The sequence below is a fragment of the Rhizobium sp. CNPSo 3670 genome (assembly GCF_057784555.1).
Map to the genome: position 1 here is coordinate 39,906 of NZ_JBXSOL010000027.1, position 21,613 is coordinate 61,518.

Below are 21,613 nucleotides of genomic sequence, written 5' to 3' on the forward strand. Positions count from 1 at the left end.
GCACCATCACATGTGGTTCAACATCTTCTTCGGTCAAAGGAGCAGCCTATGGCTACCGTGAAAGTCGATATCAACAACTTCCAGTCGGAAGTTCTGGAATCCGCAGAACCCGTCGTCGTCGATTTCTGGGCTGAATGGTGCGGTCCGTGCAAGATGATTGCTCCAAGCCTCGAGGAAATCTCCGTCGAGATGGAAGGCAAGGTCAAGGTCGCCAAGCTCAATATCGACGAAAACCCTGAACTCGCCGCCCAGTTCGGCGTGCGCTCCATTCCGACGCTCGCGATCTTCAAGGGCGGCGAAGTCGCTGATATCTCCGTCGGCGCCAAGCCGAAGACAGCGCTTTCGAACTGGATTTCGAACGCCGCCTAATCGATATCGTCTTCATATATCGCATGGAAAAGCCCGGCTTCGGCCGGGCTTTTTTCGTCTGCTTATTTCGGGGGCGTGCCGTTGTCGGCAAGCACATCCCCGACGAGATAGAGAGAGCCGCCGATGAGGATGCGGGGCGGCAGTGCCGCTGGGTCGAGGGCCGATTTTATCGCTTCCAGCGCCTCGCCGACCGTCGACATCGGTTCGGCGATCAAACCGGCATCATAGGCGGCGTTCGACAATATCACAGGGTCGATCATCGCGTCGCTGCCGCGGATCGGCACGCAGAACACCTTCTCGACCAGGCCTGTGAAAGCCTTGAAATAACCGATCGGGTCCTTGGTGTTGATCATGCCGATGATCAGGAAAAGCGGCCGCGGCTGGCGCTCCTCGAAATTGGCCATGGCTTCGGCGATCACTTCGCCGGCGCCGGGATTATGCCCGCCATCGACCCAGATCTCGGCACCGGCCGGCGCATATTGCATCAGCCGGCCTTCGCTGAGGCGCTGCAGCCGGCCCGGCCACTCCACGAAATTCATCGCCTTTTCCATCATCGTCTCGGTGACAATGAAACCCGCGGCCTTGACGGCGCGGATGGCCGCGGCGGCGTTGGCATACTGATGGCGGCCGGGAAGGCGCGGCAGCGGCAGGTCGGCAAGGCCGAACTCGTCCTGATAGATGAGCCGCCCATATTCCTCATGCGCCATGAAATCCTGACCGAAGACGGCGCTCGGGCAATGCAGCCGCTCCGCCGTCGACATCAGCACGTCGAGTGCTGCATCATATTCCTGGTGGCCGATGACGACAGGCAGTCCCGGCTTCATGATGCCGGCTTTTTCGGCAGCGATCAGCTCAACCCTGTCGCCGAGATAGGGCTGGTGATCCAGCGAGATTGGCATAATCACCGAAACGGCCGGATCGGAAATGACATTGGTGGCGTCGAAACGGCCGCCGAGACCGACCTCGATGATCGCGGCGTCGGCCGGGTGCTCGGAAAACAGAATGAAGGTGACCGCCGTCAGGATTTCGAAGACGGTGATATGCTGCCCCGCATTGGCATCCGCCACGCGTCGCACAGCATCGGCGAAGACGGCGTCATCGACGAGCTGCCCGCGCCCGCCCTTGACACCAATGCGATAGCGCTCGTGCCAATTGACGAGATGCGGCGAGGTATGGACATGGGCGCTGTAGCCGCCGGCCTCGAGCAAGGCGCGGCAGAAGGCGGTGACCGAGCCCTTGCCGTTGGTGCCGGCGACATGGATCACAGGTGGCAGTTTCCGATGCGGGTTGCCGAGTTGATCGAGAAGACGGGTGATGCGATCGAGAGACAGATCGAACCCCTTGGGATGCAATCCCATGAGTTTTTCTATCTCTTGCGCTGCCTCACTCACCGCGGTTTGGCCTCTTGGTATCAATTCGGCACCCCGCCTGTGTGTCGGTTATCAGGCGCTCGCCGCCAGAGCGATCGCGCCGCCATTCATGTCGTTGGCCGCCGAAACGGGCTTCTTCGTCAGGATCTTCAGCAGACGCGCCAGTGTCTCCGGAATATCGTGACGTTTGACGACCATATCGACCATACCATGTTCCAGTAGATATTCGGAGGTCTGGAAACCCTCAGGCAGCTTCTCGCGCAGCGTCTGCTCGATCACGCGCTTGCCGGCAAAGCCTATTTCGGCGCCGGGCTCTGCCAGATGAATATCGCCGAGCATGGCGTAGGAGGCCGTCACACCGCCTGTGGTCGGGTTGGTGAGCACAACAATATAAGGCTGGCCGGATTCCTTCAGCAGGTCAACGGCAACGGTTGTCCGCGGCAGCTGCATCAGCGACAGAATGCCTTCCTGCATGCGCGCGCCGCCGGAGGCGGGGAACATCACCAGCGGGCACTTTTCGGAGGTCGCGCGTTCGAAAGCCTTGACGATCGCCTCACCGGCGGCAATGCCGAGCGAACCGCCAATGAAGTTGAATTCATGCACAACGGCAACGAGTTTCAGACCGTGCACCTTTCCGAGGCCGGCAAGGATGGTATCCTCCTGTTCGGTCTTCACACGGCTGTCGCGGAGGCGATCGATATATTTTTTGGAATCGCGGAACTTCAACGGGTCCTGGGCGACCTTCGGCTGCGGAAGCGATTCATATTCGCCATTGTCGAAAAGGTCGGCAAGGCGCGCCTTGGCCGGCATCTTCATGTGATAACCGGATGCGGGAATGACCCATTTGTTGGATTCCAGATCCTTGTGGAAGACCATTTCGCCCGTTTCCGGGCACTTGATCCACAGGTTCTCGGGAACTTCGCGGCGGCCCAGCATGGAATTGATCCGCGGGCGAACGTAGTTGGTGATCCAGTTCAACTCGAAATCTCCTAACTGATTGGTGCCAATGTGGGAAAACTATTCGGCAGCAACAAGGCGCGCCGAACGTGTTCCCGAGGAAAGGCCGCGCACCAGCGTTGCGACCGCCTGAACGGTGTCGGCCGTCGCCTTTCCGTCTTTCGTCAAACTGGTTGCGACCTGATTGACAATGGCTGTGCCCACGACAACGCCATCGGCCGAGCCGCCGATGACCTTGGCATGTTCCGCCGTCTTGACGCCGAAGCCGACGCAGACGGGCAGCTCCGTATGCTGCTTGATGCGCTGGACGGCGCCCGAAACCAGCGACGGATCGGGCAGCGCCGAGCCGGTGATGCCGTTCATCGAGACGTAATAGACGAAGCCGGAGGTGTTTTTCAGCACCGCGGGCAGGCGCTTCTCGTCCGTGGTCGGCGTCGCCAGGCGGATGAAGTTGATACCCTTGCGGATCGCCGGAATGCAGAGTTCGTCATCCATCTCAGGCGGCAGGTCGACGACGATCAGGCCGTCGATACCGGCAGCAAGCGCATCATCCAGAAACGTCTCGACGCCGTAGATGTAGATCGGATTGTAATAGCCCATCATGACGATCGGCGTCACATCGTTGGTCTTGCGGAAGTCGGCCGCCAGCTGCAGCGTCTTCTTCAGCGTCTGGCCGCCTTTCAGCGCCCGCTGACCGGCCAGCTGGATCGCCGGGCCGTCGGCCATCGGATCGGAGAAAGGCATGCCGAGCTCGATAATGTCGGAACCTGCTTCCGGCAGTGCCTTCATGATGCCGAGAGAGGTGTCGTAGTCAGGATCGCCGCCCATGAAATAGGTCACAAGCGCCGGACGGCCCTCGGCTTTCAGCGCGGCAAAGCGTTTGTCCATGCGTGCGGTCATGTCTTACAGTCCCATTCCCAGAATCTTGCCGACGGTGAAGATATCCTTGTCGCCGCGGCCGGAGAGATTCATCAGGATGATCTCATCCTTGCCCATCTTCGGCGCGCGCTTGATGACTTCGGCAATCGCATGCGCGGCCTCGAGCGCCGGGATGATTCCTTCGAGGCGGGTCAGGGTCTGGAAGGCCTCGAGCGCTTCGTGGTCCATGATCGGCACATAATCGACGCGGCCGATATCGCTCAGCCAGGAATGTTCGGGGCCGATGCCGGGATAGTCGAGACCGGCCGAAATCGAGTGACCTTCCTTGATCTGGCCATCGCCATCCTGCAGCAGGTAGGTGCGGTTGCCGTGCAGCACGCCGGGCGTTCCGGCGGTGATCGAGGCGCAATGTTCGTCGCCCTGCAGGCCCTTGCCGCCGGCTTCGACGCCGACGATCTTCACGGAGGAATCATCCAGGAAGGGATGGAAGATGCCGATGGCGTTCGAGCCGCCGCCGACGGCAGCAATGACGAGATCCGGCAGACGGCCTTCGGCTGCCAGCATCTGCTCTTTCGCTTCGGCGCCGATCACCGACTGGAAGTCGCGGACCATCTCCGGATAAGGATGCGGGCCGGCCGCCGTGCCGATCAGGTAATAGGTATCCTCGACATTGGTGACCCAGTCGCGCAGCGCCTCGTTCATCGCGTCCTTCAGCGTGCCGCTGCCTGCCGTCACCGGTTTGACTTCGGCGCCGAGCAGCTTCATGCGGAAAACGTTCGGCGCCTGGCGCTCGACGTCGGTGGCGCCCATGTAGACGACGCAGGGAAGGCCGAAGCGGGCGGCAACAGTCGCCGAAGCGACGCCATGCTGGCCGGCGCCGGTTTCGGCGATGATCCGTGTCTTGCCCATGCGCTTGGCGAGCAGGATCTGGCCGATGCAGTTGTTGATCTTGTGCGAACCGGTGTGGTTCAACTCCTCGCGCTTGAAATAGATCTTCGCGCCGCCGAGTTCGGCCGTCAGCCGTTCAGCGAAATAAAGCGGGCTCGGGCGGCCGATATAATGGGCGCCAAGATGCTTTAGTCCCGCCTGAAAGGCCGGATCGTTCTTCGCCTTGTTCCACTCGTCCTGCAGATCGAGGATCAAAGGCATCAACGTTTCGGCAACGAAACGGCCGCCATAGATGCCGAAGCGGCCATCTTCATCGGGCCCGGAACGGAAGGAATTCGGTTTAGGCGTTTCGTTCACTCTCAACTCCCTGAGGCCACGACGGACTTATCCGCCTCTTCGACCGCATCGAAAAATTCATCGATCAACGTGACGCTCTTGACGCCGGGCTCGGTTTCGACACCCGAGGAAACGTCGATACCACGTGCCTTTGTCTTCACAAGCGCATCCGCGACATTGTCCTTGTTCAGCCCGCCGGACAGCATGTAGTCGATGCTGCCGTCGAGCCAGCCGAGAAGGCTCCAGTCGAAGGAAATCCCGTTGCCCCCAGGCAGTTCCGAACCCTTCGGCGCTTTCGCATCGAAGAGGAAACGGTCGGCGATGCCGATATAGGCTTCGACGCGCTTGAGATCGTCGGCCGTACGCACGGAAAAGACTTTCATCACAGGCAGACCATAGAGCGCCTTGATGGTCAGCACATGTTCGGGACTCTCGTCGCCATGGAGCTGCAGCATGTCAGGCTTCAGCAGCGACACGATTTCGTCCAGATCGTCATTTGTGGGATCGACGACGACGGCGACGATCTTCGCCCTGCCACGCGCCGGTTCGGCAAGCTTTGCCGCCACATCCGGCTCGACGTAACGCGGGCTCTTTTCGAAGAAGATAAAACCGATATGGGTCGCGCCGCGTTTCAACGCGCGATCAATCGCTTCGGGCGTCTTCAAGCCACAGATCTTGATATCGGGTTTCATGGCAGCGAAGTGACACGAAATGCTGCAAGAGTCGAGCCAATTTGCATGGAAAGCTGTATTTAGCGGGGCTTGGGTCTAATCGAAATCGATGGCGTGCAGCTGGCTGCCGTGCCGCTTCAGCCACAATTTCGCTTCCTCCATGCCGGGGCAAAGCTTCTTGCAAAGTGCCCAGAAGCGGGGGCCGTGGTTCATCTCCTTGAGATGGGCGACTTCGTGAGCGGCCAGATAATCGATTACCGAAGGCGGCGCCATGACGATACGCCAGGAGAAACTCAAATTTCCCTCCGACGAGCAAGAGCCCCAGCGGCTGCGGGTATCTTTCATCGAGATCGAGCGGATCGGTGCCCGGATCGTTGCCGCATGCATCGTCGCCAGCCTCTCGAGATCGGCGCGCGCCTCCTTCTTGAGGAAGGCCGAAATGCGCCGTCCGACATGCTCGGGCAGGCCACTGACGCGCAACACAGGGCTACCATCCACAGCGACCGCCTCCGTCAAGCCGCGCAGACTGCCTGTGTGCTCGATGCGATGGGAAACGCCGCGCAGGAGGATCTTCCCGCCGTCGCTTAAGCCGGTATCGATCGAAAACTTGGCGAGCTTGGTGAGCAGCCATCCCTGGTGCCGATCGAGGAAAGCGTTGACCTCACGCGCCGCAAGGCCTCTTGGCACCGTCATCCTCAGAGCCCGCCCACCTGGCTCGATGCGAAGCGTGATACGGGTTGCCTGATCGTGCTGCTTGATGGTCAGCGGCATGAGCCGGCCGGCGACATCGAGCGTCCGCGTTTCGGGCGGAGCCGGCTTTCGCGCCTTTGGCCGTGTCTTCAGATGCGGAAACATGGTGATTTTCTATACGATTCGCCGGCAAATCTAAACGATTTGCGGGCAGGCAGACATGGAAAAACCGGCATCGTGAGATGCCGGTCATCATTCATCGCCTAAAGCGTGTCGCGATCGTTCAGACTCGCTCGTTGCGCTTTAGGTCTTCGTTTACGCATGTCGTTGCCCGCAAAACCGCTGCACACTTTTTGCGAAACATGCTTCGGCCTTCACGGCGTCTGGAACTCCGCGACCGGGCCGTTGTCGTCGCGCTTGGCGTTTTTGCGGTCACGCATGAAGCGGTCGAACTCTTCCTGGTCCTTAGCGCGGCGGAGTTCACGCAGATACTCGTCGAATTCCTCGCGCATTTCGTCGAGCTTGCGGCGCTCTTCCTCGATCCGGTCGAGCTCGGCCTTACGCCAGTCGTCGAATGCGACGTTGCCGGTCGAAAAATGCGGGCGGTGGCGGCCATGCGAACGGCGGCAGGAGGCAAAGAAGCCGTCGGTCGCCTGATTGACGTCGCGCTTGAAGCCGCGCAGACGATCGCCGAAAATGATGTAGGCTAGCATGGCCAGACCCAGAGGCCAGAAAACCATGAAGCCGAGAATCATCAGGGCAATGGTAGCCGGAGTCCAATCCGGTCGAAGCAATGCTGACTGGTTCATCGTGCGGTATCCTCGCTTTCCGCGGCCGGCAAGATGCCGAACGCTGGAAATCGATGTGGTTACCGCAAGAACCGCCTTCAAGACGATTGCCTGCGAAATCGAACAAGGCCTTGAATCCGCTTCCCTAATTCAGCTGTCGCTAAATCAGGCGGTGCGACCGCCCTTGATGACGCGCGGCACCCGCGGCTTGACGGCGGTGCGGGAATGCTGGCGGACAAAATTGACAATGCGCGGCGCGATCTCGCGACGGAATCGCGAGCCGTTGAAAACGCCGTAGTGGCCGACATCCGGCTGGAGATAATGCATGCGCATGTCTTCGGGGATGTTGACGCAGATGGTCTGCGCCGCCCTGGTCTGGCCGACGCCTGAAATGTCGTCATTCTCGCCCTCGACGGTCAGGAGCGCGACCTTGCGGATCGCCGCCGGATCGACCCGCTTGCCTCGGTGCATCAATTCGCCCTTCGGCAGCGAATGCTTCATGAAGACCTGTTCGACCGTCTGCAGGTAGAACTCGGCGGTCAGATCCATGACGGCGAGATATTCGTCATAGAAATCGCGATGTTTTTCCGGTTCGCCATCGTTCTTCACGAGATGCATGAAGAACTCCTTGTGGGCGACGAGGTGCCGGTCGAGGTTCATCGACATGAAGCCCGACAACTGCAGGAAACCAGGATAGACAGGCCGCATGAAGCCCGGCTGCGGCCAGGGCACGTTCATGATGACATTGTCAGAAAACCACTGCAGCGACCGCTCCTGGGCGAGCTTGTTGACCGCCGTCGGATTGATGCGCGTGTCGATCGGGCCGCCCATCAGCGTCATCGATGACGGCGACAGCGGATCCTGGGCTTCCTCCATCACCGCGGCTGCGACCAGCACCGGCACCGACGGCTGACAGACGGCGATCACATGCGTGTCGTGACCGAGGAAATGCAGCATCTCGATGACGTAGTCGACGTAATCGTCGAAATCGAAGCTGCCTTCCGTCATCGGCACCATGCGGGCGTCGATCCAGTCGGTGATGTAGACATCGGCGGTCGGCAGCAATGCCTCGACGGTACCGCGCAGCAGCGTCGCATAGTGGCCGGACATCGGCGCAACGATCAGGATGCGCGGATCGCTGGCGCGGCCAGGCGGAACGTTGCGCGAGAAATGAAGGAGGTTGCAGAAGGACCGCGACCAGACGATCTCTTCACGAACGGAAACCGTCTGATCGCCGATCACCGTCTGCTTCAGTCCGAACTCCGGTTTCCCGTAGCGGCGCGTCGTACGCTCGAACATTTCGAGGCTTGCCGCCATCGTGCGGCCGAACGGCGTCTGCGCGAACGGGTTCAGCGGATTGGCATAGGCAAACCGCATGATGTCAGCCGCGGCGCGAAACGGCGCCATGGCGGCATGATTCAATTCATAAAGCTGATAGAACATAGAAGGCGCTGCCTTTCTCTATCGAAAAGATGACGTCGGGTGATAGACGTCGAGCTCTTTCCGCACGCTGGCACGTAACGCAGACTAACAGGTTTTTGTTGCACAGCAACATGGACGTCCCAGACCTGCACAAGAAATGCCAGAGAGTTGATCTCTGGCATCACCATAGAACTGAAAGTTTAAGGTTCAGCTGAGTTAACTTCGTTAACGATCCGCAACAAAGCTCTGCTTCTGGCTGCCGAGCCCTTCGATGCCGAGCTCGACGACATCGCCATTCCTGAGGAAGCGCGGCGGCTTCATGCCCATTCCGACGCCGGGTGGCGTCCCCGTCGAGATGATGTCGCCAGGATGCAGCGACATGAATTGGCTGAGATAGGAAACGATGTTGGCGACTCCATAGACCATGGTCTTGGAGGAACCATTCTGCATCGTCTGGCCATTGACCTTCAGCCACATACCGAGATTCTGCGGATCGGCGATTTCATCCTTGGTGACCAGCCAAGGGCCGATCGGGCCGAAGGTGTCGCAGGACTTGCCTTTGGTCCATTGGCCGGCGCGCTCGGTTTGGAAGGCGCGTTCGGAAACATCGTGCGACACACAGTAACCGGCGACATAGTCGAGCGCCTCGGCTTCGCTGACATATTTCGCCGTCTTGCCGATGACGACGCCGAGCTCGACTTCCCAGTCGGTCTTTTCGGAACCGCGCGGGATGAGGACGGTGTCGTTCGGGCCAACGATGGCCGAGGTCGCCTTCATGAAGATGACCGGCTCGGGCGGTACGGTGGCTCCGGTTTCGGCGGCATGGTCGGAGAAATTGAGGCCGATGCAGATGAATTTGCCCGTGCCGGCGACGCAGGCGCCGATACGGCCGGGGGCAAGCTCCGGAAGGTCCTTCGGATCGAGCGCCGCGATCCTTGCAAGGCCGGCCGGCGAGATTGCGTCGCCGCCGATGTCGGCGACATGCGCCGAGAGATCGCGAATCTTGCCATCGGCATCGAGAAGCGCCGGTTTTTCCCGACCTGCTTCGCCAACACGCATCAGCTTCATGGAATGCCTCCTCATCGAAAACGGATTTGCAGCCACCTATGAACGAATTATTCATCGGTGTCATTACGGCTTTGCCCGGAAGCGGTACGGTGTTCTAGAAAATTTCGGAGAGATCCGGACAGGCAGGAACGATTTTCGTCGGGTTCAAGCTTTCAACCGAGTAATAGCCTCGTTTGATATGGTCGAGACCCATTGTTTCAGGGATATTCGGACATATGAGCCAGCAGAAGGCGCTTAGATCGGCAAAGTCCGAAAGCCGGTGTTCAGCGAAGAGGTAGGACCAGTTTTCGAATTGCGGCTCGATCCAATCGAGACATCGGCGAAGGCTTTCTCATCGGCGATCTGCTTGCTGGTAAAACCGGCGCGATAGGCCCCATTTGAGGGCGGGATAGACGCGGTCGTTGAAACCATCGATTTTCAACCCGTCTGTCGACGGGACAGAGATCGATTGGTTTTTTCGCTTTGGCGCGCGCTCAAGGCCGATCCTCATGGAGACTGTCCGTTCACCCAGCTGCGACGACGCTGCGCTTGCCAAGACGGCGAAGCAGGAAATATGACTTTGGCCTCAGTCCAACATGAGATGGAGTTCGACATGCACCTCTCCAAGGCCGTCGTACGCACCGAACATGCGAGCCGTTACCTGCAGCAGCTCTGCAAACACTGGAGCCACAAGTTCAGCGTCGATTTCGATCCGCATAAGGGCCGGGTGCCGTTCAGCGAAAGCGCCGAGGTGATATTCGCCGCCGACGATGCGGCGCTCACCATGACGCTTTCCGTTGCCGATCCCGACCAGCAGGCAAGAATGCAGGGGGTGATCGATGATCATCTGAAGCGTTTCGCCTTCCGCGAGGAACTCGACATCGTCTGGACCGATTGACCTCAACGATTTTTATGCCCTAACCCTGGAACAAGCATGACGCAGAGCAATAACCGCGAATCCCAATATCCGATCGATCCGATGTTTCTCGACCGCTGGTCGCCTCGCGCCTTTACCGGCGAAGTCATCGATGAGGCACAGCTGCTCAGCCTGCTCGAAGCCGCCCATTGGGCGCCCTCCTCTTCCAACCAGCAGCCCTGGCGCTTCATCTATGCCCTCAAGGGCTCGGAGCACTGGGAGAAATTCGTCACACTGCTCGTCGACGCCAATCAGGAATGGGCGAAGAACGCATCGGCATTGATCTTCGTTGTCTCACGCAGCTTCACCGGCGTTGCCGGATCCGGCGAGGAAAAGCCGAGCTACACCCATTCCTTCGACGCCGGTGCAGCCTGGGGTTACCTGGCGCTGCAAGCGCGCCTTTCCGGCTTCTATGCCCATGGCATGGGCGGCATCAAACATGAGGAAATCAGAAAAACCTTCAATATCCCCGATGGTTACCGGATCGAAGCGGGCGTTGCCGTCGGCCGTCTGGCCGACAAGAGAGTTCTTTCCGAACGCAATCAGGCGCGCGAATTCCCGAGCCAGCGCAAGCCGCTCTCCGACCTTGCCTTCAACGGCCATTTCCTAGCCAACTGAGCGACAGAACAAGCAAAAGCCCCGCCGTCTTGCGACGGCGGGGCTTTTATTGAAGGCACATCGATCAGATGTCGAGATTGGCGACGCTGAGCGCGTTGTCCTGGATGAATTCACGCCGGGGCTCGACTTCATCCCCCATCAGGCGAGCGAAGAGGCCGTCGGCATCGGTGGCATCGGCAACCTTGACCTGCAGCAGCGAACGGACATTCGGATCGAGCGTCGTTTCCCAGAGCTGTTCGGCATTCATCTCACCGAGACCCTTGTAGCGCTGCATGGTCAGACCCTTGCGGCCGCTGGCAAAGATCGCATCGAGCAGGGCGCGCGGCCCTGAAATCTCAATGTCGCCTTCGCGCCGGTGCAGCGACGGCGGCGTCTGATAGATTTCCTTGAGACGCGCGGTCAGCTGGTCGATGTGGCGGGCATCGGAGGAGCCGATCAGCGCCATGTCGAGCACCACCACTTCCTTGACACCACGAACCATGCGCTCCAGGCGCAGGCCGCCATCGCTCGCCAGGTCGCCCTGCCAGCCGCGTTCGGTCTCTTCGGCAATGATGTCGAGACGGCTTGCGACCTCGCTCGCCAATGCCTGCGCTCTCGCCTGATCGCTGACGAGCTCAGCATTGAGCGCGCCGGCGATCGCCGCCTGTTCGACGACGGCGCGATTGTAGCGCGAATGGAGATTGTCGAGCAGAGCGCGCATACGCAGCGCATCGAGGATGACTTCGCGCAGGTCCTGTCCGGTGCGGACCTCACCGCTGCCGAGCCTCAACGCGGCATCCTCCAGACCCTGGGCGATGAGATATTCCTCGAGCGCCTTCTCATCCTTCAGATACTGCACCGACTTGCCGCGCGCGACCTTATAGAGCGGCGGCTGAGCGATGTAGAGATGGCCGCGCTCGATCAGTTCCGGCATCTGGCGGAAGAAGAAGGTGAGCAGCAGGGTGCGGATGTGGGCGCCGTCGACATCGGCGTCCGTCATGATGATGATCTTGTGATATCGCAGCTTTTCGGCGTTGAACTCGTCCTTGCCGATGCCGGTGCCGAGCGCGGTGATCAGCGTGCCGATTTCCTGGCTCGACAGCATCTTGTCGAAACGGGCCCGTTCCACATTTAGGATCTTGCCGCGCAGCGGCAGGATCGCCTGGTTTTCGCGCGACCGGCCCTGCTTGGCCGACCCGCCGGCGGAATCGCCCTCGACCAGGAAGACTTCGGATTTGGCCGGATCGCGTTCGGAGCAGTCGGCGAGCTTGCCCGGTAGTGAGGCTATATCGAGCGCACCCTTGCGGCGGGTCAATTCACGGGCCTTGCGGGCCGCTTCGCGCGCGGCTGCCGCCTCGACGACCTTGCCGACAAGGATCTTGGCTTCGCTCGGATGCTCCTCGAACCAGGTGTTCAGCGCCTCATTAACGAGGCTTTCGACGACAGGACGGACTTCCGAAGAAACGAGCTTGTCCTTCGTCTGCGACGAGAATTTCGGATCGGGCACCTTGACCGACAGCACCGCGGTCAGGCCTTCGCGGCAGTCTTCGCCCTGCAGCGTCACTTTTTCCTTTTTGGTAATGCCGGAATTGTCGGCATAGGAAACCACCTGGCGGGTCAAGGCCGCGCGGAAGCCGGCCATATGGGTGCCGCCGTCACGCTGGGGAATGTTATTGGTGAAGCAGAGCACGTTCTCGTGATAGCTGTCGTTCCACCACATCGCCACTTCGACGGTGATGCCGTCCTTCTCGCCGCGGATGGCGACCGGTTTGTCGACGAGCGGCTTCTTGGCGCGGTCGAGATAGGAGACGAAGGCCTCGAGGCCGCCGTCATAGCGCATTTCTTCCTGCTTGATGTCGGAATGACGCTTGTCGCTCAAAAGGATGCGCACGCCCGAATTCAGGAAGGCGAGTTCGCGCAGGCGGTGCTCCAGCGTACCGTAATCGAATTCGGTCATGGTGAAGGTTTCGCTGCTCGGCATGAAGCTGACTTCCGTGCCGGTCGAATCAGGGGCATCGCCCGTGACCTTCAGCGGTGCGTCGGCCACGCCATGGGTGAAGCTCATTTCATGGATCTTGCCATGGCGTCGGATCTTCAGCTTCAGCCAGACAGAGAGGGCGTTGACGACGGAAACGCCGACGCCATGCAGACCGCCTGAGACCTTGTAGGAATTCTGGTCGAATTTGCCGCCGGCATGCAGCTGCGTCATGATGACTTCGGCGGCCGACACGCCTTCGCCGCTATGGATGTCGGTCGGGATGCCGCGGCCGTTATCGGTGACCGTAACAGAACCATCCGGGTTGAGGGTGACGGTAACGATGTCAGCATGGCCGGCCAGCGCTTCGTCGATCGCGTTGTCGACGACCTCATAGACCATGTGATGCAGGCCGGAGCCGTCGTCGGTATCGCCGATATACATGCCGGGGCGCTTGCGCACGGCATCGAGGCCCTTCAGGACCTTGATGGAATCTGCGCCATATTCGGTGCTTACGCCGTTTTCCGTCGCGGATGTATCGCTCATTCTGTCGAGATTTTCCCTGTTGTCGTAAAGCGGCGGCGCGCCCTGCGAATCACCGGCTTTCTTCACTCTTGTATATAGGTTTTTTGAGCCCGGTTCCCAATGGCAAGTCCCCTGAACAAGCCATAAAACAGGGGATTATGACGCTTTTCCGTCACCTTTGCCGCCATTTTCGAGAACAGCCGATAACCGGGCGATCTCGGCGCTGTCAAGGTCGCGGATCCGCCGGGCCAGCCGGTTGGCGAGTTCGGTATATTCCGGCGGCAGGCCCGACGTGTCGATGACGACGCGCGGGTCGGAGGAGCGGGCAAGCAGGAACAGTTCCTCGGCCTCGTCCCAGATGATGTTGAAGTAGCCGGCGATGCGCTGCAGCAGGTCGAATGTCGGCAGGCCGCGCTTGCCATGTTCGAGCGCCGAGAGATAGGCGGGGGAGACGTTTAGTGCTTGCGCCATCTCCTTCTGCGAGACGCCCTTTCGCGCCCTCAGCCTGCGAACCGCCTCTCCAAAGGGTGTCATGGCTTTTCCCCATGCCGCCGCGACAGCCGGATATAGAGCGCTCCCTCACCGCCATGATGCTGTGCGGCTGGCTCATAGGAGGAGATCAGGTAGCGGAATTCCGGCTTCGAGAACCACAGGGGAACCGCTCTTTTCAACGCACCTTCGCTGCCCAGCGAGCTGCCCTTGCCGGTGATGACAAGCACATGGCGCATGCCGCGTTCATGGGCGCGGATTAAAAAATCGAGCAGGATGACATGGGCCTCGCTCTGCACCAGGCCATGCAGGTCAATGCGCGCCTCGAGCGCCAGCCGGCCTTTGGCGATTTTGCGCTTGACCGGTCTTTCCAGCGGACGGTGCGCCTTCGCCGGCTGTCTCGGCGTCGACGGTGGGGCCGGCTGTGCTGCCGTCGGCGCAACGGAGGTCTGCTTTTCGGCTGTCTGCCGTTCTGCCGCCGCTTCCGCTTCGGCCAGAAAGGCGTCAAGCTCGGTCAACTCGTTCGCTTTTCCGGGCATCGGCCGCGTGCTGCGGGCCACCTTGCCCCACAGGATCCTCTCATCGGCGCTGAGCTTGCGATCCCTGGCCATCAGTCGAAACGTCCGGCGGCGGCTTTGGGAATGAGGATGACGAAATCGGCATCGTTGCGGACGGTGCCGGCGCGCTCTCCGGCCAAGTCCCCCGAACCGGTGAAAATATCGCCGCGCGCCGGCCCGACGATCGCCGAGCCGGTGTCGAGCGCCAGCATCAGCCGACGGAACGGGCGGCCGTGATCAAGATGGGTGAGGCTGTCGGCGCGGATGAAAATGGGGAAACCGAAGGTATGGATCAGCCGGTCGACCGCGAGCGAGCGCCCGGCGAGAAGCGGCACCTTGGCGGCGGCAATCGGACCCGCCTCAGGATCGGCAACCGCCGCTTCCCGGAAGAAAATATAGGAGCGGTTGTGCCATAGCACCTCGTCCACCCGCTCGGGATTGCGGGCCAGCCAGGCGCGGATCGACTGCATGGAAATCTCGGCGCGGTCGATCTCACCGCGGTCGATCAAGAGCTTGCCGATCGCCGAGAAGGGATGCCCTGCCTTTGCCGCGTAAGTGATACGGCCGATACGCCCGTCTCGATAACGCAGGCGCGCGGCACCCTGCACATGCACGAAGAAGACATCGACCTTCGATTTCGCCCAGGCGATTTCCAGGCCGCGACCGGCGAGAAAGCCCTGATCGATCTCACGGCGATCCGGATAAGCGTCAATGCGGCCATCATCATGCAAGCGGCCGAAAACATAGGATCCATCCAGTTCGGCCGGGCGATTGCCGTCATCAAGATCGATCAGATCGTTCGGACGGCTGTAGAAGGGGAAACGGGAGAGCTCGTTTGGCCGATCCGATACCTCGACCTCCGGCTCATAAAAGGCGGTGACGAAACCGGACTTGCCGTCCTTGCGGCGGATCAGAAATGGCCGGCAACGCGTCTCGAAAAAGGCGCGCGCCGCTGCCGGCGACGACGGTGTAAAATTTTCAGCGTCCATCAGAAGTGGAAGCAGGTCCTCGGCGCTCAGGCCGAGCAAGCCGGTACGGTAGGGCTTTACGTCGGTGATCTGCCGGCGGCAGCGCCGCATCACTTCAAAAAGGCCGGAGGGATCATCATCCTTCCAGCCTTCCAAATTATCGAAGCTGATGGCCTGCAGGACGAAGTCCGATGCCTGATCACTCATGTTCCGATTCGGTCGCCACAAGTTTCCAGTTCGGATCACGCGAGCGGGTGTCGCGGGCGAAGGTCCAGAGGTCGTTGACCTCGGCGACGTTTTCGGCGTCGCCCTCGATCAGGACATCAGCCTTGTCGTAAGTCGCCGAGATCAGCTGGCTGACGATGCGCACGGTGATCTGCGCTTCGCTGCCCTTCGTCTCGGCATGGGTGATTTCGGCCTTGTCGATGCCGACGAAGGTGGACTTGACCTTTTCGCCGCGGGCTTCGCGCTCGGCAATCGCCGCCTCGAATCCGTCATAAACCTCACGGGACAAAAGGTTCTTAAGGGTTTTACGATCGCCATCGGCATAGGCCATGACGATCATTTCGTAGGCCATGCGGGCGCCGTTCAGAAACTCCTTCGGGCTGAAGGAGGAATCGGCCTTATTCAGGGCGCGCAGCGATTCGTTGAGCGGGGTCCCCGGCGCGGCAAAGGCGTCGATGGCAGAGAAGCGCTCGTCGTCCTCGGCCGTCGCATCACGGCGCGGCAGCGTCACGACCTTGCCGGCGTCGGCAGCCTCAGCCGGAGCAGCATCCCTTGGCCTATAGAGATCGCGGGGCGGCTTCTCATTTCCTGTGCGGCGCCCGAGCACGGAGCGGAGCTGAAAGAAGATCAGCACCGCCGCCACCAGGAAGAATAATGTGATGAAGTCGTTCGAACTCATATCCTGTCGCAACCGCCGTTAACATCTCTGATTTGTACTCCCATATAGTCCGCCTATACAGATGATTCAAATGATGGCTGGCATCTTCGCCGGCGCCACGAGGAGACCGGCAAAAGCCGGGACATGACGACCATGCGTTTTTCAATTCTGCCGGCTTTCATTCTGTTGCTGCCGCTTGGCGAAATTGCCGGCTTCGTCATTATCGGTCGCGCAATCGGGCTGGCGCTGACGCTTGCGCTCGTCATGGCGAGCTTCATCTTCGGCGTGGTCCTGCTGCGCCGGCAGGGGATCGGCATCCTGCGCCGGATGTCGAGCGAAGGGCGGAACGGCGTGATGCCCGGACGTGATCTGCTGAAGCCGGCAATGACGGTGATTGCCGCGCTGCTGCTGATCATTCCCGGTTTCCTCACGGATATCATCGCCATCCTCATTCTCATTCCGCCGGTGCGCGATCTCCTCTGGCGGTCGATCGCCAAACGCTTCGTCGTCAACGCCGCAAGCGGCTTTTCCAATGGCGCGAAACCCGACTTCCGCGATCGCAATTCAAATTCGAAGGTGGTCGATCTCGACGAGGAGGACTATCATAGGGAGCCGGATCGCAACTCGCCATGGTCCGGCAAACATCTCGGGGACTGAGGCTTTGCCGGTGATCGGCTGCGGCTTGCGCCCAGGGTTGTAAGCCCCTCCCCGAAATGTTAGATGGCGGCACCATTCCCATGCCCTTCGAGGAAAAGCCAATGGCAGACGATAACAACAGCAACGGTGCGACCAACCCGACCCTTTCGATCCTTGCGCAATATACCAAGGACCTCTCCTTCGAAAATCCGGGTGCGCCGCGTTCGCTGCAGGCCCGCGACAAGGCGCCAACGATCAACATCAATGTGAACGTCAACGCCAATCCGCTTTCCGACACGGATTTCGATGTCGTGCTGTCGCTGAATGCCGAAGCCAAGGATGGCGACAAGACGGTGTTCCATACGGAACTCGTCTATGGTGGCGTCTTCCGCGTTGCCGGTTTCCCGCAGGAGCACATGCTGCCGGTGCTCTTCATCGAGTGCCCGCGCATGCTCTTCCCCTTCGCCCGGCAGATCATCGCCGACGTGACCCGTAACGGCGGTTTCCCGCCGCTGATGATCGATCCGATCGACTTCACGCAGATGTTCGCTCAGCGCGTTGCCGAAGAACAGGCCCGCGCCAAGGTTCAGGCCGTTCCGAACTGATCGAATCTTTGGATTCTGACATGCGGATGCCCGGGCCGGTCCCGGGCATTTTCAATTCGGGCGGGCGTATTTCGCCCAGATGCCCTTTTCGCCGAGCTTGGCGACCAGCGCCTCATGCGCCTGCGCTTCGGACTGGCTGAGCCGGGAGCCAAGCGGACGAGGGCGTTCGAGCGCCGCGGCAAACGCCATATCATCTTCCATCGCCATTTCACCGCGGGCCGCCTGGCCGGGTTGACCCGATATGCTCAGGCCGAACGCAGCCTGTCTGCCGCCGATCATCTCGATATAGACTTCGGCCAATAGTTCGGAGTCGAGCAGCGCGCCGTGTTTGGTACGGTGCGAGTTGTCGATGCCGTAACGCCGGCAGAGCGCGTCGAGCGAATTCGGTCCCATCGGGTGCTTGCGCCGCGCCATCGACAGCGTATCGACCACTTTGTCGGGCAAGATCGGCGGCAAACCGAGCCGCGCGAATTCAGCGTTGATGAAGCCCATATCGAAAGTGGCGTTATGGGCGATCCATTTGCCATCGCCGAAGAAGGCGAGGATTTCCTCGGCCACCTCGGCGAAAGGCTTCTTGTCCTTCAGGAATTCATCGGTGATGCCGTGCACCGCAAGTGCATCCGGATGAACCTTCTGGTCTCCCGGGTTGATGTAGATATGCAGCGTGTTGCCGGTCGGAAAATGGTTGAAGAGCTCGATGCCGCCGATTTCGATGATACGGTCGGCGCGGTTGTCGAGGCCGGTGGTTTCCGTATCGAAGATGATCTCACGCATTCCGGAAATCTCCATTGGCAATCCGCATTTTCAGCTCGGCGACGATCTCAAGTACCCGCGCCCTGGTCTCCGCAATGCTGCGGCTGGTGTCGACCAGATAATCGGCGCGGCGCCGTTTTTCCGCATCAGGCGTCTGGCGAGAGAGAATCATATCGAATTTTTCTTCCGTCATGTCATCGCGCGCAAGCACCCTCTGACGCTGAATCTGTGGATCGGTGCTGACGACAACGATGACGTCCACTCTCTCCCAGGCGCCGGTTTCGAAGAGCAGCGGAATATCGAGCAGGACCATTTCGGCGCCGGCTGCCTGCTGTCGCTCCAGAAATTCCGTTTCCCGTTTGCGCACCAGCGGATGGACGATCGCTTCGAGGCGCTTGAAGCCTTCGGGATCGAGCGCGAGCTGGCGGCCCAGCTCCTGCCGGTCAACCGCTCCATCCTTCATCGTGCCGGGGAAAGCGGCATCCACAAGCGGTGCTGCCTCGCCGGCGTAGAGGTCATGGACCACGGCGTCGGAGTCATTCAAGGGGATTCCGGCCTCGGCGAAGAGTTTGCCGACCGTCGATTTTCCCATTCCGATTGAGCCAGTGAGTCCGATCTTGAGCATCAATGGACTTCCATGTCGGCAATAATCAAAGCGCGCAGCGCCGCGTCGACGACCGGACGCTTGCCGAACCATTTTTCGAAACCGGGAACAGCCTGGTGCAGCAGCATGCCGAGACCGTCGACGACCGAGAGTCCCTGCTCTTCCGCCTGTCTCAGGATCGGTGTCTTCAAGGGGATGTAGACGATATCGGTGACGACGGCATCCGTTGCGAGCGGCGCAAAATCGATCGACGGCGCCGCTTCGCCATCCATGCCGAGCGAGGTCGTGTTGATGAAGAGGCCAGCGCCATGCATGACTTCGGCAAGCGCGCCCACCGGATGGGCTCGAACTCTCGGACCGAAGCGATCGGCCAGCTCTCGCGCACGTTCGACGGTGCGGTTGACGACGTGGATTTCCCTGAAGCCACGGTCGCGGACGGCTTGGATGATCGCCCGACTCGCGCCGCCGGCACCGAAGACCACGGCCGTATCATGACGGTCCCAGCCGGAATGGCGCTCGTCGAGATTGGCGGTGAAGCCGCGGCCGTCGGTATTGGTGGCATGCAGGAGACCATCCTCCAACCAGAGCGTATTCGAGGCGCCGAGTTCATGCGCCAGATCGTCCGGCTTGTCGGCGAGCCGGAAGGCAAGTTCCTTGTGGGGGATGGTGACATTGCCTCCGATAAAGCCGGAGCTGCCGTCCTTCAGCGAGGCAATGAAATCGGGAAAGGCATCGGGTGTTACCTCGTGGGCGCGGTAGCTGCCCGGCAGGCCAAGCGTCTTCAGCCAGTATCCATGTATCAGCGGTGAGCGCGAATGCTTGATGGGAAAGCCCGTGACAAATGCATTCGGCCCCAGTGTTTCACGTGAATCATCCATCGATCGCCCCGAATTCTCGCAATTTTCCCAGGAGCGGAAGCATCGGCAGCCCGAGTATGGTGAAATAGTCGCCCTCGATCTTCTCGAAGAGTTGAACGCCCTCACCTTCCAGCTGATAGGCGCCGACGCTGGAAAGCGCCCGTTTACCCACCCGCGCCAGGTGCCTGGCGATGAAATCTTCCGTCAAGGATCGCATTGTCAGTTCGGCATGGCCGATATGCTCCCACAAGACGGCGCCGTCGCGGACGATCGCGATGGCGCTGTTCAGCCGGTGGGTGGTGCCCGACAGAGCGCGAAGGTGGTTTGCGGCGTCGGCCATGTCCTTCGGTTTGTGAAAAACGCGGTCGCCGAGCGACATCGTCTGATCCGAACCGATGACGAGAGCCTCGGGGAAACGGGCGCTGACATCTTCGGCTTTAGCCTTGGCCAGGATGCAGGCGACGGTGTCCGGCTTCGCACCGGCTTTTTCGAGCGGCGCCTCAACCGCCCTTTCGTCGATCTCCGCGGGATGTGCCTCAAAGGAGAGACCGGCATTTTCCATCAGCATCCGCCGAAAAGGGCTCGACGATGCAAGGATGAGTTTCGGTGTCATGGTTTCTCCCACTCCCGGCTTTTTGTCAGCGCTTAACGCAGCTTCGGGCGGAGGGCAACAATGGCGGCCGCCGTTTCCTCGATTGAGCGGCGCGTAACGTCGATCAGCGGCCATCCGTGCCGGGCGCAGAGGGAGCGGGCATATTTCAGCTCTTCCGAGATCGTGGCTCGATCGGTGTAGTGCTCGCGGTCGAACCCTTGCGTCGTCCCGAGCACCCGATTTTCCCGGACCTGGGAAATGCGGTCGGTGGTGGCGATCAGGCAGACGATCAGCGGTTTTGTCGCCACGAGCAGGCTCTCCGGCAGGGGCACGCCGTAGACGATCGGGATGTTCGCCGTCTTGATGCCGCGATTGGCGAGATAGATGCTGGTCGGCGTCTTCGATGTCCGGCTGATGCCGATGATGACAACATCCGCGTCGTTGTAATCATCCGGCATCTGGCCGTCGTCATGATCCATGGTGAAGTTCAACGCCTCGATGCGGGCGAAGTAGCCGGCGTTCATCACATGCTGGGCCCCGACCCGGCGGCGAGACGGGGCGCCAAGATAGATCTGGAATGCATTCATGACCGGCTCCAGCACATTGACCGAGGCGACACCCATCTCGACGCAGCGTTCGTCGATCAGGTTCGCCAAATCGCGGTCGACAATCGTGTAGAGCACGATCCCCGGCGCGTCATCGATCGCCTGCAGAACGGGCAGCAGCTGTTTGCGATTGCGGATCAGGGGATAGACATGTTCGATCGGCTGAGCGGATCTGAACTGCGCCGAAGCGGCGCGGCCGGCGGAGATGAGAGTCTCTCCGGTCGAGTCAGAAATCAGGTGCAGATGAAAGAAGTTCGTTCTGTTCTCCACGTTATTTTCCGCTGCCTGTTGAAAAGACTGGATGATGGAGAGCTAAGGCGGCGAGGCTGTCTCGGGCAAGGGAAAACATGCCTGCTTATCCACATTTCGAATCTTCCGGACCGGTTTCGGCCGCTCCTGTGGAGGCTGGGGATGAAATCGACTTGTCGTCCAGCGGCCCACAGCCTATCCACAGGCACGAAAAAACTCGTCCTCTGGCAAGAATTTGGAATCGCTTTCGGATTCGGATTCTTCCCGGAATTTGACAGGAATGGGGAAATTCTTTCGAGTTCCTCGTCGAACGCGCGACAAATGGCATCGGCAGTGGATGGATTTTAATCCTTGATAGACACCGACTCTAAGAAATAGAAACCTT

At 60.3% G+C, this 21,613-nt stretch carries 24 protein-coding genes and 1 pseudogene; 5 read left to right on the forward strand and 20 right to left on the reverse strand.

What is annotated here, in order from left to right:
- The first annotated feature begins 48 nt into the window (after positions 1-48).
- Positions 49-369, forward strand: coding sequence for a thioredoxin (gene trxA / locus AC13QO_RS23630; protein WP_004672616.1), 321 nt, complete (start codon positions 49-51; stop codon positions 367-369).
- Positions 370-431: 62 nt separating this feature from the next.
- On the opposite strand, the gene AC13QO_RS23635 is transcribed toward trxA, so the two are convergent.
- The 10 genes and pseudogenes from AC13QO_RS23635 to AC13QO_RS23680 all read right to left on the reverse strand — a co-directional run.
- On the reverse strand, positions 432-1,727 hold the full coding sequence (locus AC13QO_RS23635; protein WP_085776439.1) for a bifunctional folylpolyglutamate synthase/dihydrofolate synthase: 1,296 nt from the start codon (positions 1,725-1,727) through the stop codon (positions 432-434).
- Positions 1,728-1,811: 84 nt separating this feature from the next.
- Positions 1,812-2,717 carry an acetyl-CoA carboxylase, carboxyltransferase subunit beta gene (gene accD / locus AC13QO_RS23640; protein WP_183705815.1) on the reverse strand — a complete coding sequence of 302 codons (906 nt, stop codon included), beginning with the start codon at positions 2,715-2,717 and terminating at the stop codon, positions 1,812-1,814.
- A gap of 39 nt (positions 2,718-2,756) precedes the next feature.
- Positions 2,757-3,596 carry a tryptophan synthase subunit alpha gene (gene trpA, locus AC13QO_RS23645; protein WP_285193299.1) on the reverse strand — a complete coding sequence of 280 codons (840 nt, stop codon included), beginning with the start codon at positions 3,594-3,596 and terminating at the stop codon, positions 2,757-2,759.
- Positions 3,597-3,599: 3 nt separating this feature from the next.
- Positions 3,600-4,820 carry a tryptophan synthase subunit beta gene (trpB, locus tag AC13QO_RS23650; protein WP_488542021.1) on the reverse strand — a complete coding sequence of 407 codons (1,221 nt, stop codon included), beginning with the start codon at positions 4,818-4,820 and terminating at the stop codon, positions 3,600-3,602.
- A gap of 2 nt (positions 4,821-4,822) precedes the next feature.
- Positions 4,823-5,491: a phosphoribosylanthranilate isomerase gene (locus AC13QO_RS23655; protein WP_488542022.1), complete on the reverse strand. Its 669-nt coding sequence runs from the start codon at positions 5,489-5,491 to the stop codon at positions 4,823-4,825.
- A 75-nt stretch (positions 5,492-5,566) separates the two neighbouring features.
- On the reverse strand, positions 5,567-6,325 hold the full coding sequence (locus AC13QO_RS23660) for a M48 family metallopeptidase (RefSeq protein ID WP_488542023.1): 759 nt from the start codon (positions 6,323-6,325) through the stop codon (positions 5,567-5,569).
- Between the two features lie 209 nt (positions 6,326-6,534).
- A complete protein-coding gene (locus AC13QO_RS23665; protein ID WP_064800136.1) occupies positions 6,535-6,969 on the reverse strand; it encodes a DUF2852 domain-containing protein in 435 nt (144 codons plus the stop codon).
- A gap of 144 nt (positions 6,970-7,113) precedes the next feature.
- Positions 7,114-8,391 (reverse strand): polyhydroxyalkanoate depolymerase, encoded by a 1,278-nt coding sequence (locus AC13QO_RS23670; protein WP_488542024.1) that lies wholly within the window; start codon positions 8,389-8,391, stop codon positions 7,114-7,116.
- A 204-nt stretch (positions 8,392-8,595) separates the two neighbouring features.
- Complete coding sequence (locus tag AC13QO_RS23675) at positions 8,596-9,438, reverse strand: fumarylacetoacetate hydrolase family protein (protein WP_488542025.1); 843 nt, start codon at positions 9,436-9,438, stop codon at positions 8,596-8,598.
- A gap of 94 nt (positions 9,439-9,532) precedes the next feature.
- Positions 9,533-9,899 (reverse strand): annotated as a pseudogene (locus AC13QO_RS23680) (glutathione S-transferase family protein); the annotation flags it as partial.
- Positions 9,900-10,030: 131 nt separating this feature from the next.
- On the opposite strand from AC13QO_RS23680, the gene AC13QO_RS23685 reads away from it, so the two are divergent.
- Positions 10,031-10,315 (forward strand): DUF2218 domain-containing protein, encoded by a 285-nt coding sequence (locus tag AC13QO_RS23685; RefSeq protein ID WP_085779911.1) that lies wholly within the window; start codon positions 10,031-10,033, stop codon positions 10,313-10,315.
- Positions 10,316-10,351: 36 nt separating this feature from the next.
- Positions 10,352-10,951: a nitroreductase family protein gene (locus AC13QO_RS23690; RefSeq protein ID WP_488542026.1), complete on the forward strand. Its 600-nt coding sequence runs from the start codon at positions 10,352-10,354 to the stop codon at positions 10,949-10,951.
- A gap of 64 nt (positions 10,952-11,015) precedes the next feature.
- Here AC13QO_RS23690 and gyrB read toward each other — a convergent pair whose 3' ends face one another.
- The 5 genes from gyrB to AC13QO_RS23715 all read right to left on the reverse strand — a co-directional run bounded on the left by gyrB (position 11,016) and on the right by AC13QO_RS23715 (position 16,348).
- A complete protein-coding gene (gene gyrB / locus AC13QO_RS23695; protein ID WP_085779910.1) occupies positions 11,016-13,451 on the reverse strand; it encodes a DNA topoisomerase (ATP-hydrolyzing) subunit B in 2,436 nt (811 codons plus the stop codon).
- A 135-nt stretch (positions 13,452-13,586) separates the two neighbouring features.
- Positions 13,587-13,964 carry a helix-turn-helix domain-containing protein gene (locus AC13QO_RS23700; protein ID WP_085776430.1) on the reverse strand — a complete coding sequence of 126 codons (378 nt, stop codon included), beginning with the start codon at positions 13,962-13,964 and terminating at the stop codon, positions 13,587-13,589.
- Entirely contained in the window at positions 13,961-14,530 is a 570-nt protein-coding gene (locus tag AC13QO_RS23705; protein WP_488542027.1) for a Smr/MutS family protein, read from the reverse strand. The genes AC13QO_RS23700 and AC13QO_RS23705 overlap by 4 nt, the downstream gene beginning before the upstream one ends.
- The gene (gene mltA / locus AC13QO_RS23710) at positions 14,530-15,651 is read right to left on the reverse strand and encodes a murein transglycosylase A (protein ID WP_488542028.1); all 1,122 of its coding nucleotides are present in this window, start codon (positions 15,649-15,651) and stop codon (positions 14,530-14,532) included. The genes AC13QO_RS23705 and mltA overlap by 1 nt, the downstream gene beginning before the upstream one ends.
- The gene (locus tag AC13QO_RS23715; RefSeq protein ID WP_085776427.1) at positions 15,644-16,348 is read right to left on the reverse strand and encodes a Tim44/TimA family putative adaptor protein; all 705 of its coding nucleotides are present in this window, start codon (positions 16,346-16,348) and stop codon (positions 15,644-15,646) included. The genes mltA and AC13QO_RS23715 overlap by 8 nt, the downstream gene beginning before the upstream one ends.
- 132 nt (positions 16,349-16,480) lie before the next feature.
- Here AC13QO_RS23715 and AC13QO_RS23720 point away from each other — a divergent pair, with 132 nt between their 5' ends.
- Both AC13QO_RS23720 and secB read left to right on the forward strand, forming a co-directional pair.
- Positions 16,481-16,984, forward strand: a complete 504-nt coding sequence (locus tag AC13QO_RS23720; RefSeq protein WP_488542029.1) for an FxsA family protein — start codon at positions 16,481-16,483, stop codon at positions 16,982-16,984.
- 101 nt (positions 16,985-17,085) lie between these two features.
- Positions 17,086-17,568: a protein-export chaperone SecB gene (secB, locus tag AC13QO_RS23725; RefSeq protein ID WP_011423412.1), complete on the forward strand. Its 483-nt coding sequence runs from the start codon at positions 17,086-17,088 to the stop codon at positions 17,566-17,568.
- Positions 17,569-17,619: 51 nt separating this feature from the next.
- Here the strand turns inward: secB and dnaQ are convergent, their stop codons facing one another.
- Genes dnaQ through AC13QO_RS23750 form a run of 5 tightly spaced genes read right to left on the reverse strand, consistent with a single transcriptional unit; the run spans position 17,620 to position 21,249 of the window.
- Positions 17,620-18,342: a DNA polymerase III subunit epsilon gene (gene dnaQ, locus AC13QO_RS23730; RefSeq protein ID WP_085776426.1), complete on the reverse strand. Its 723-nt coding sequence runs from the start codon at positions 18,340-18,342 to the stop codon at positions 17,620-17,622.
- A complete protein-coding gene (coaE, locus tag AC13QO_RS23735) occupies positions 18,335-18,946 on the reverse strand; it encodes a dephospho-CoA kinase (RefSeq protein ID WP_488542030.1) in 612 nt (203 codons plus the stop codon). Before coaE ends, dnaQ begins: the two co-directional genes overlap by 8 nt.
- Positions 18,946-19,803, reverse strand: coding sequence for a shikimate dehydrogenase (locus tag AC13QO_RS23740; RefSeq protein WP_183705833.1), 858 nt, complete (start codon positions 19,801-19,803; stop codon positions 18,946-18,948). Before AC13QO_RS23740 ends, coaE begins: the two co-directional genes overlap by 1 nt.
- Positions 19,796-20,395 carry a Maf-like protein gene (locus tag AC13QO_RS23745; RefSeq protein ID WP_085776423.1) on the reverse strand — a complete coding sequence of 200 codons (600 nt, stop codon included), beginning with the start codon at positions 20,393-20,395 and terminating at the stop codon, positions 19,796-19,798. Before AC13QO_RS23745 ends, AC13QO_RS23740 begins: the two co-directional genes overlap by 8 nt.
- A 32-nt stretch (positions 20,396-20,427) precedes the next feature.
- On the reverse strand, positions 20,428-21,249 hold the full coding sequence (locus AC13QO_RS23750) for a pyruvate, water dikinase regulatory protein (RefSeq protein ID WP_085776422.1): 822 nt from the start codon (positions 21,247-21,249) through the stop codon (positions 20,428-20,430).
- Positions 21,250-21,613 lie beyond the last annotated feature (364 nt).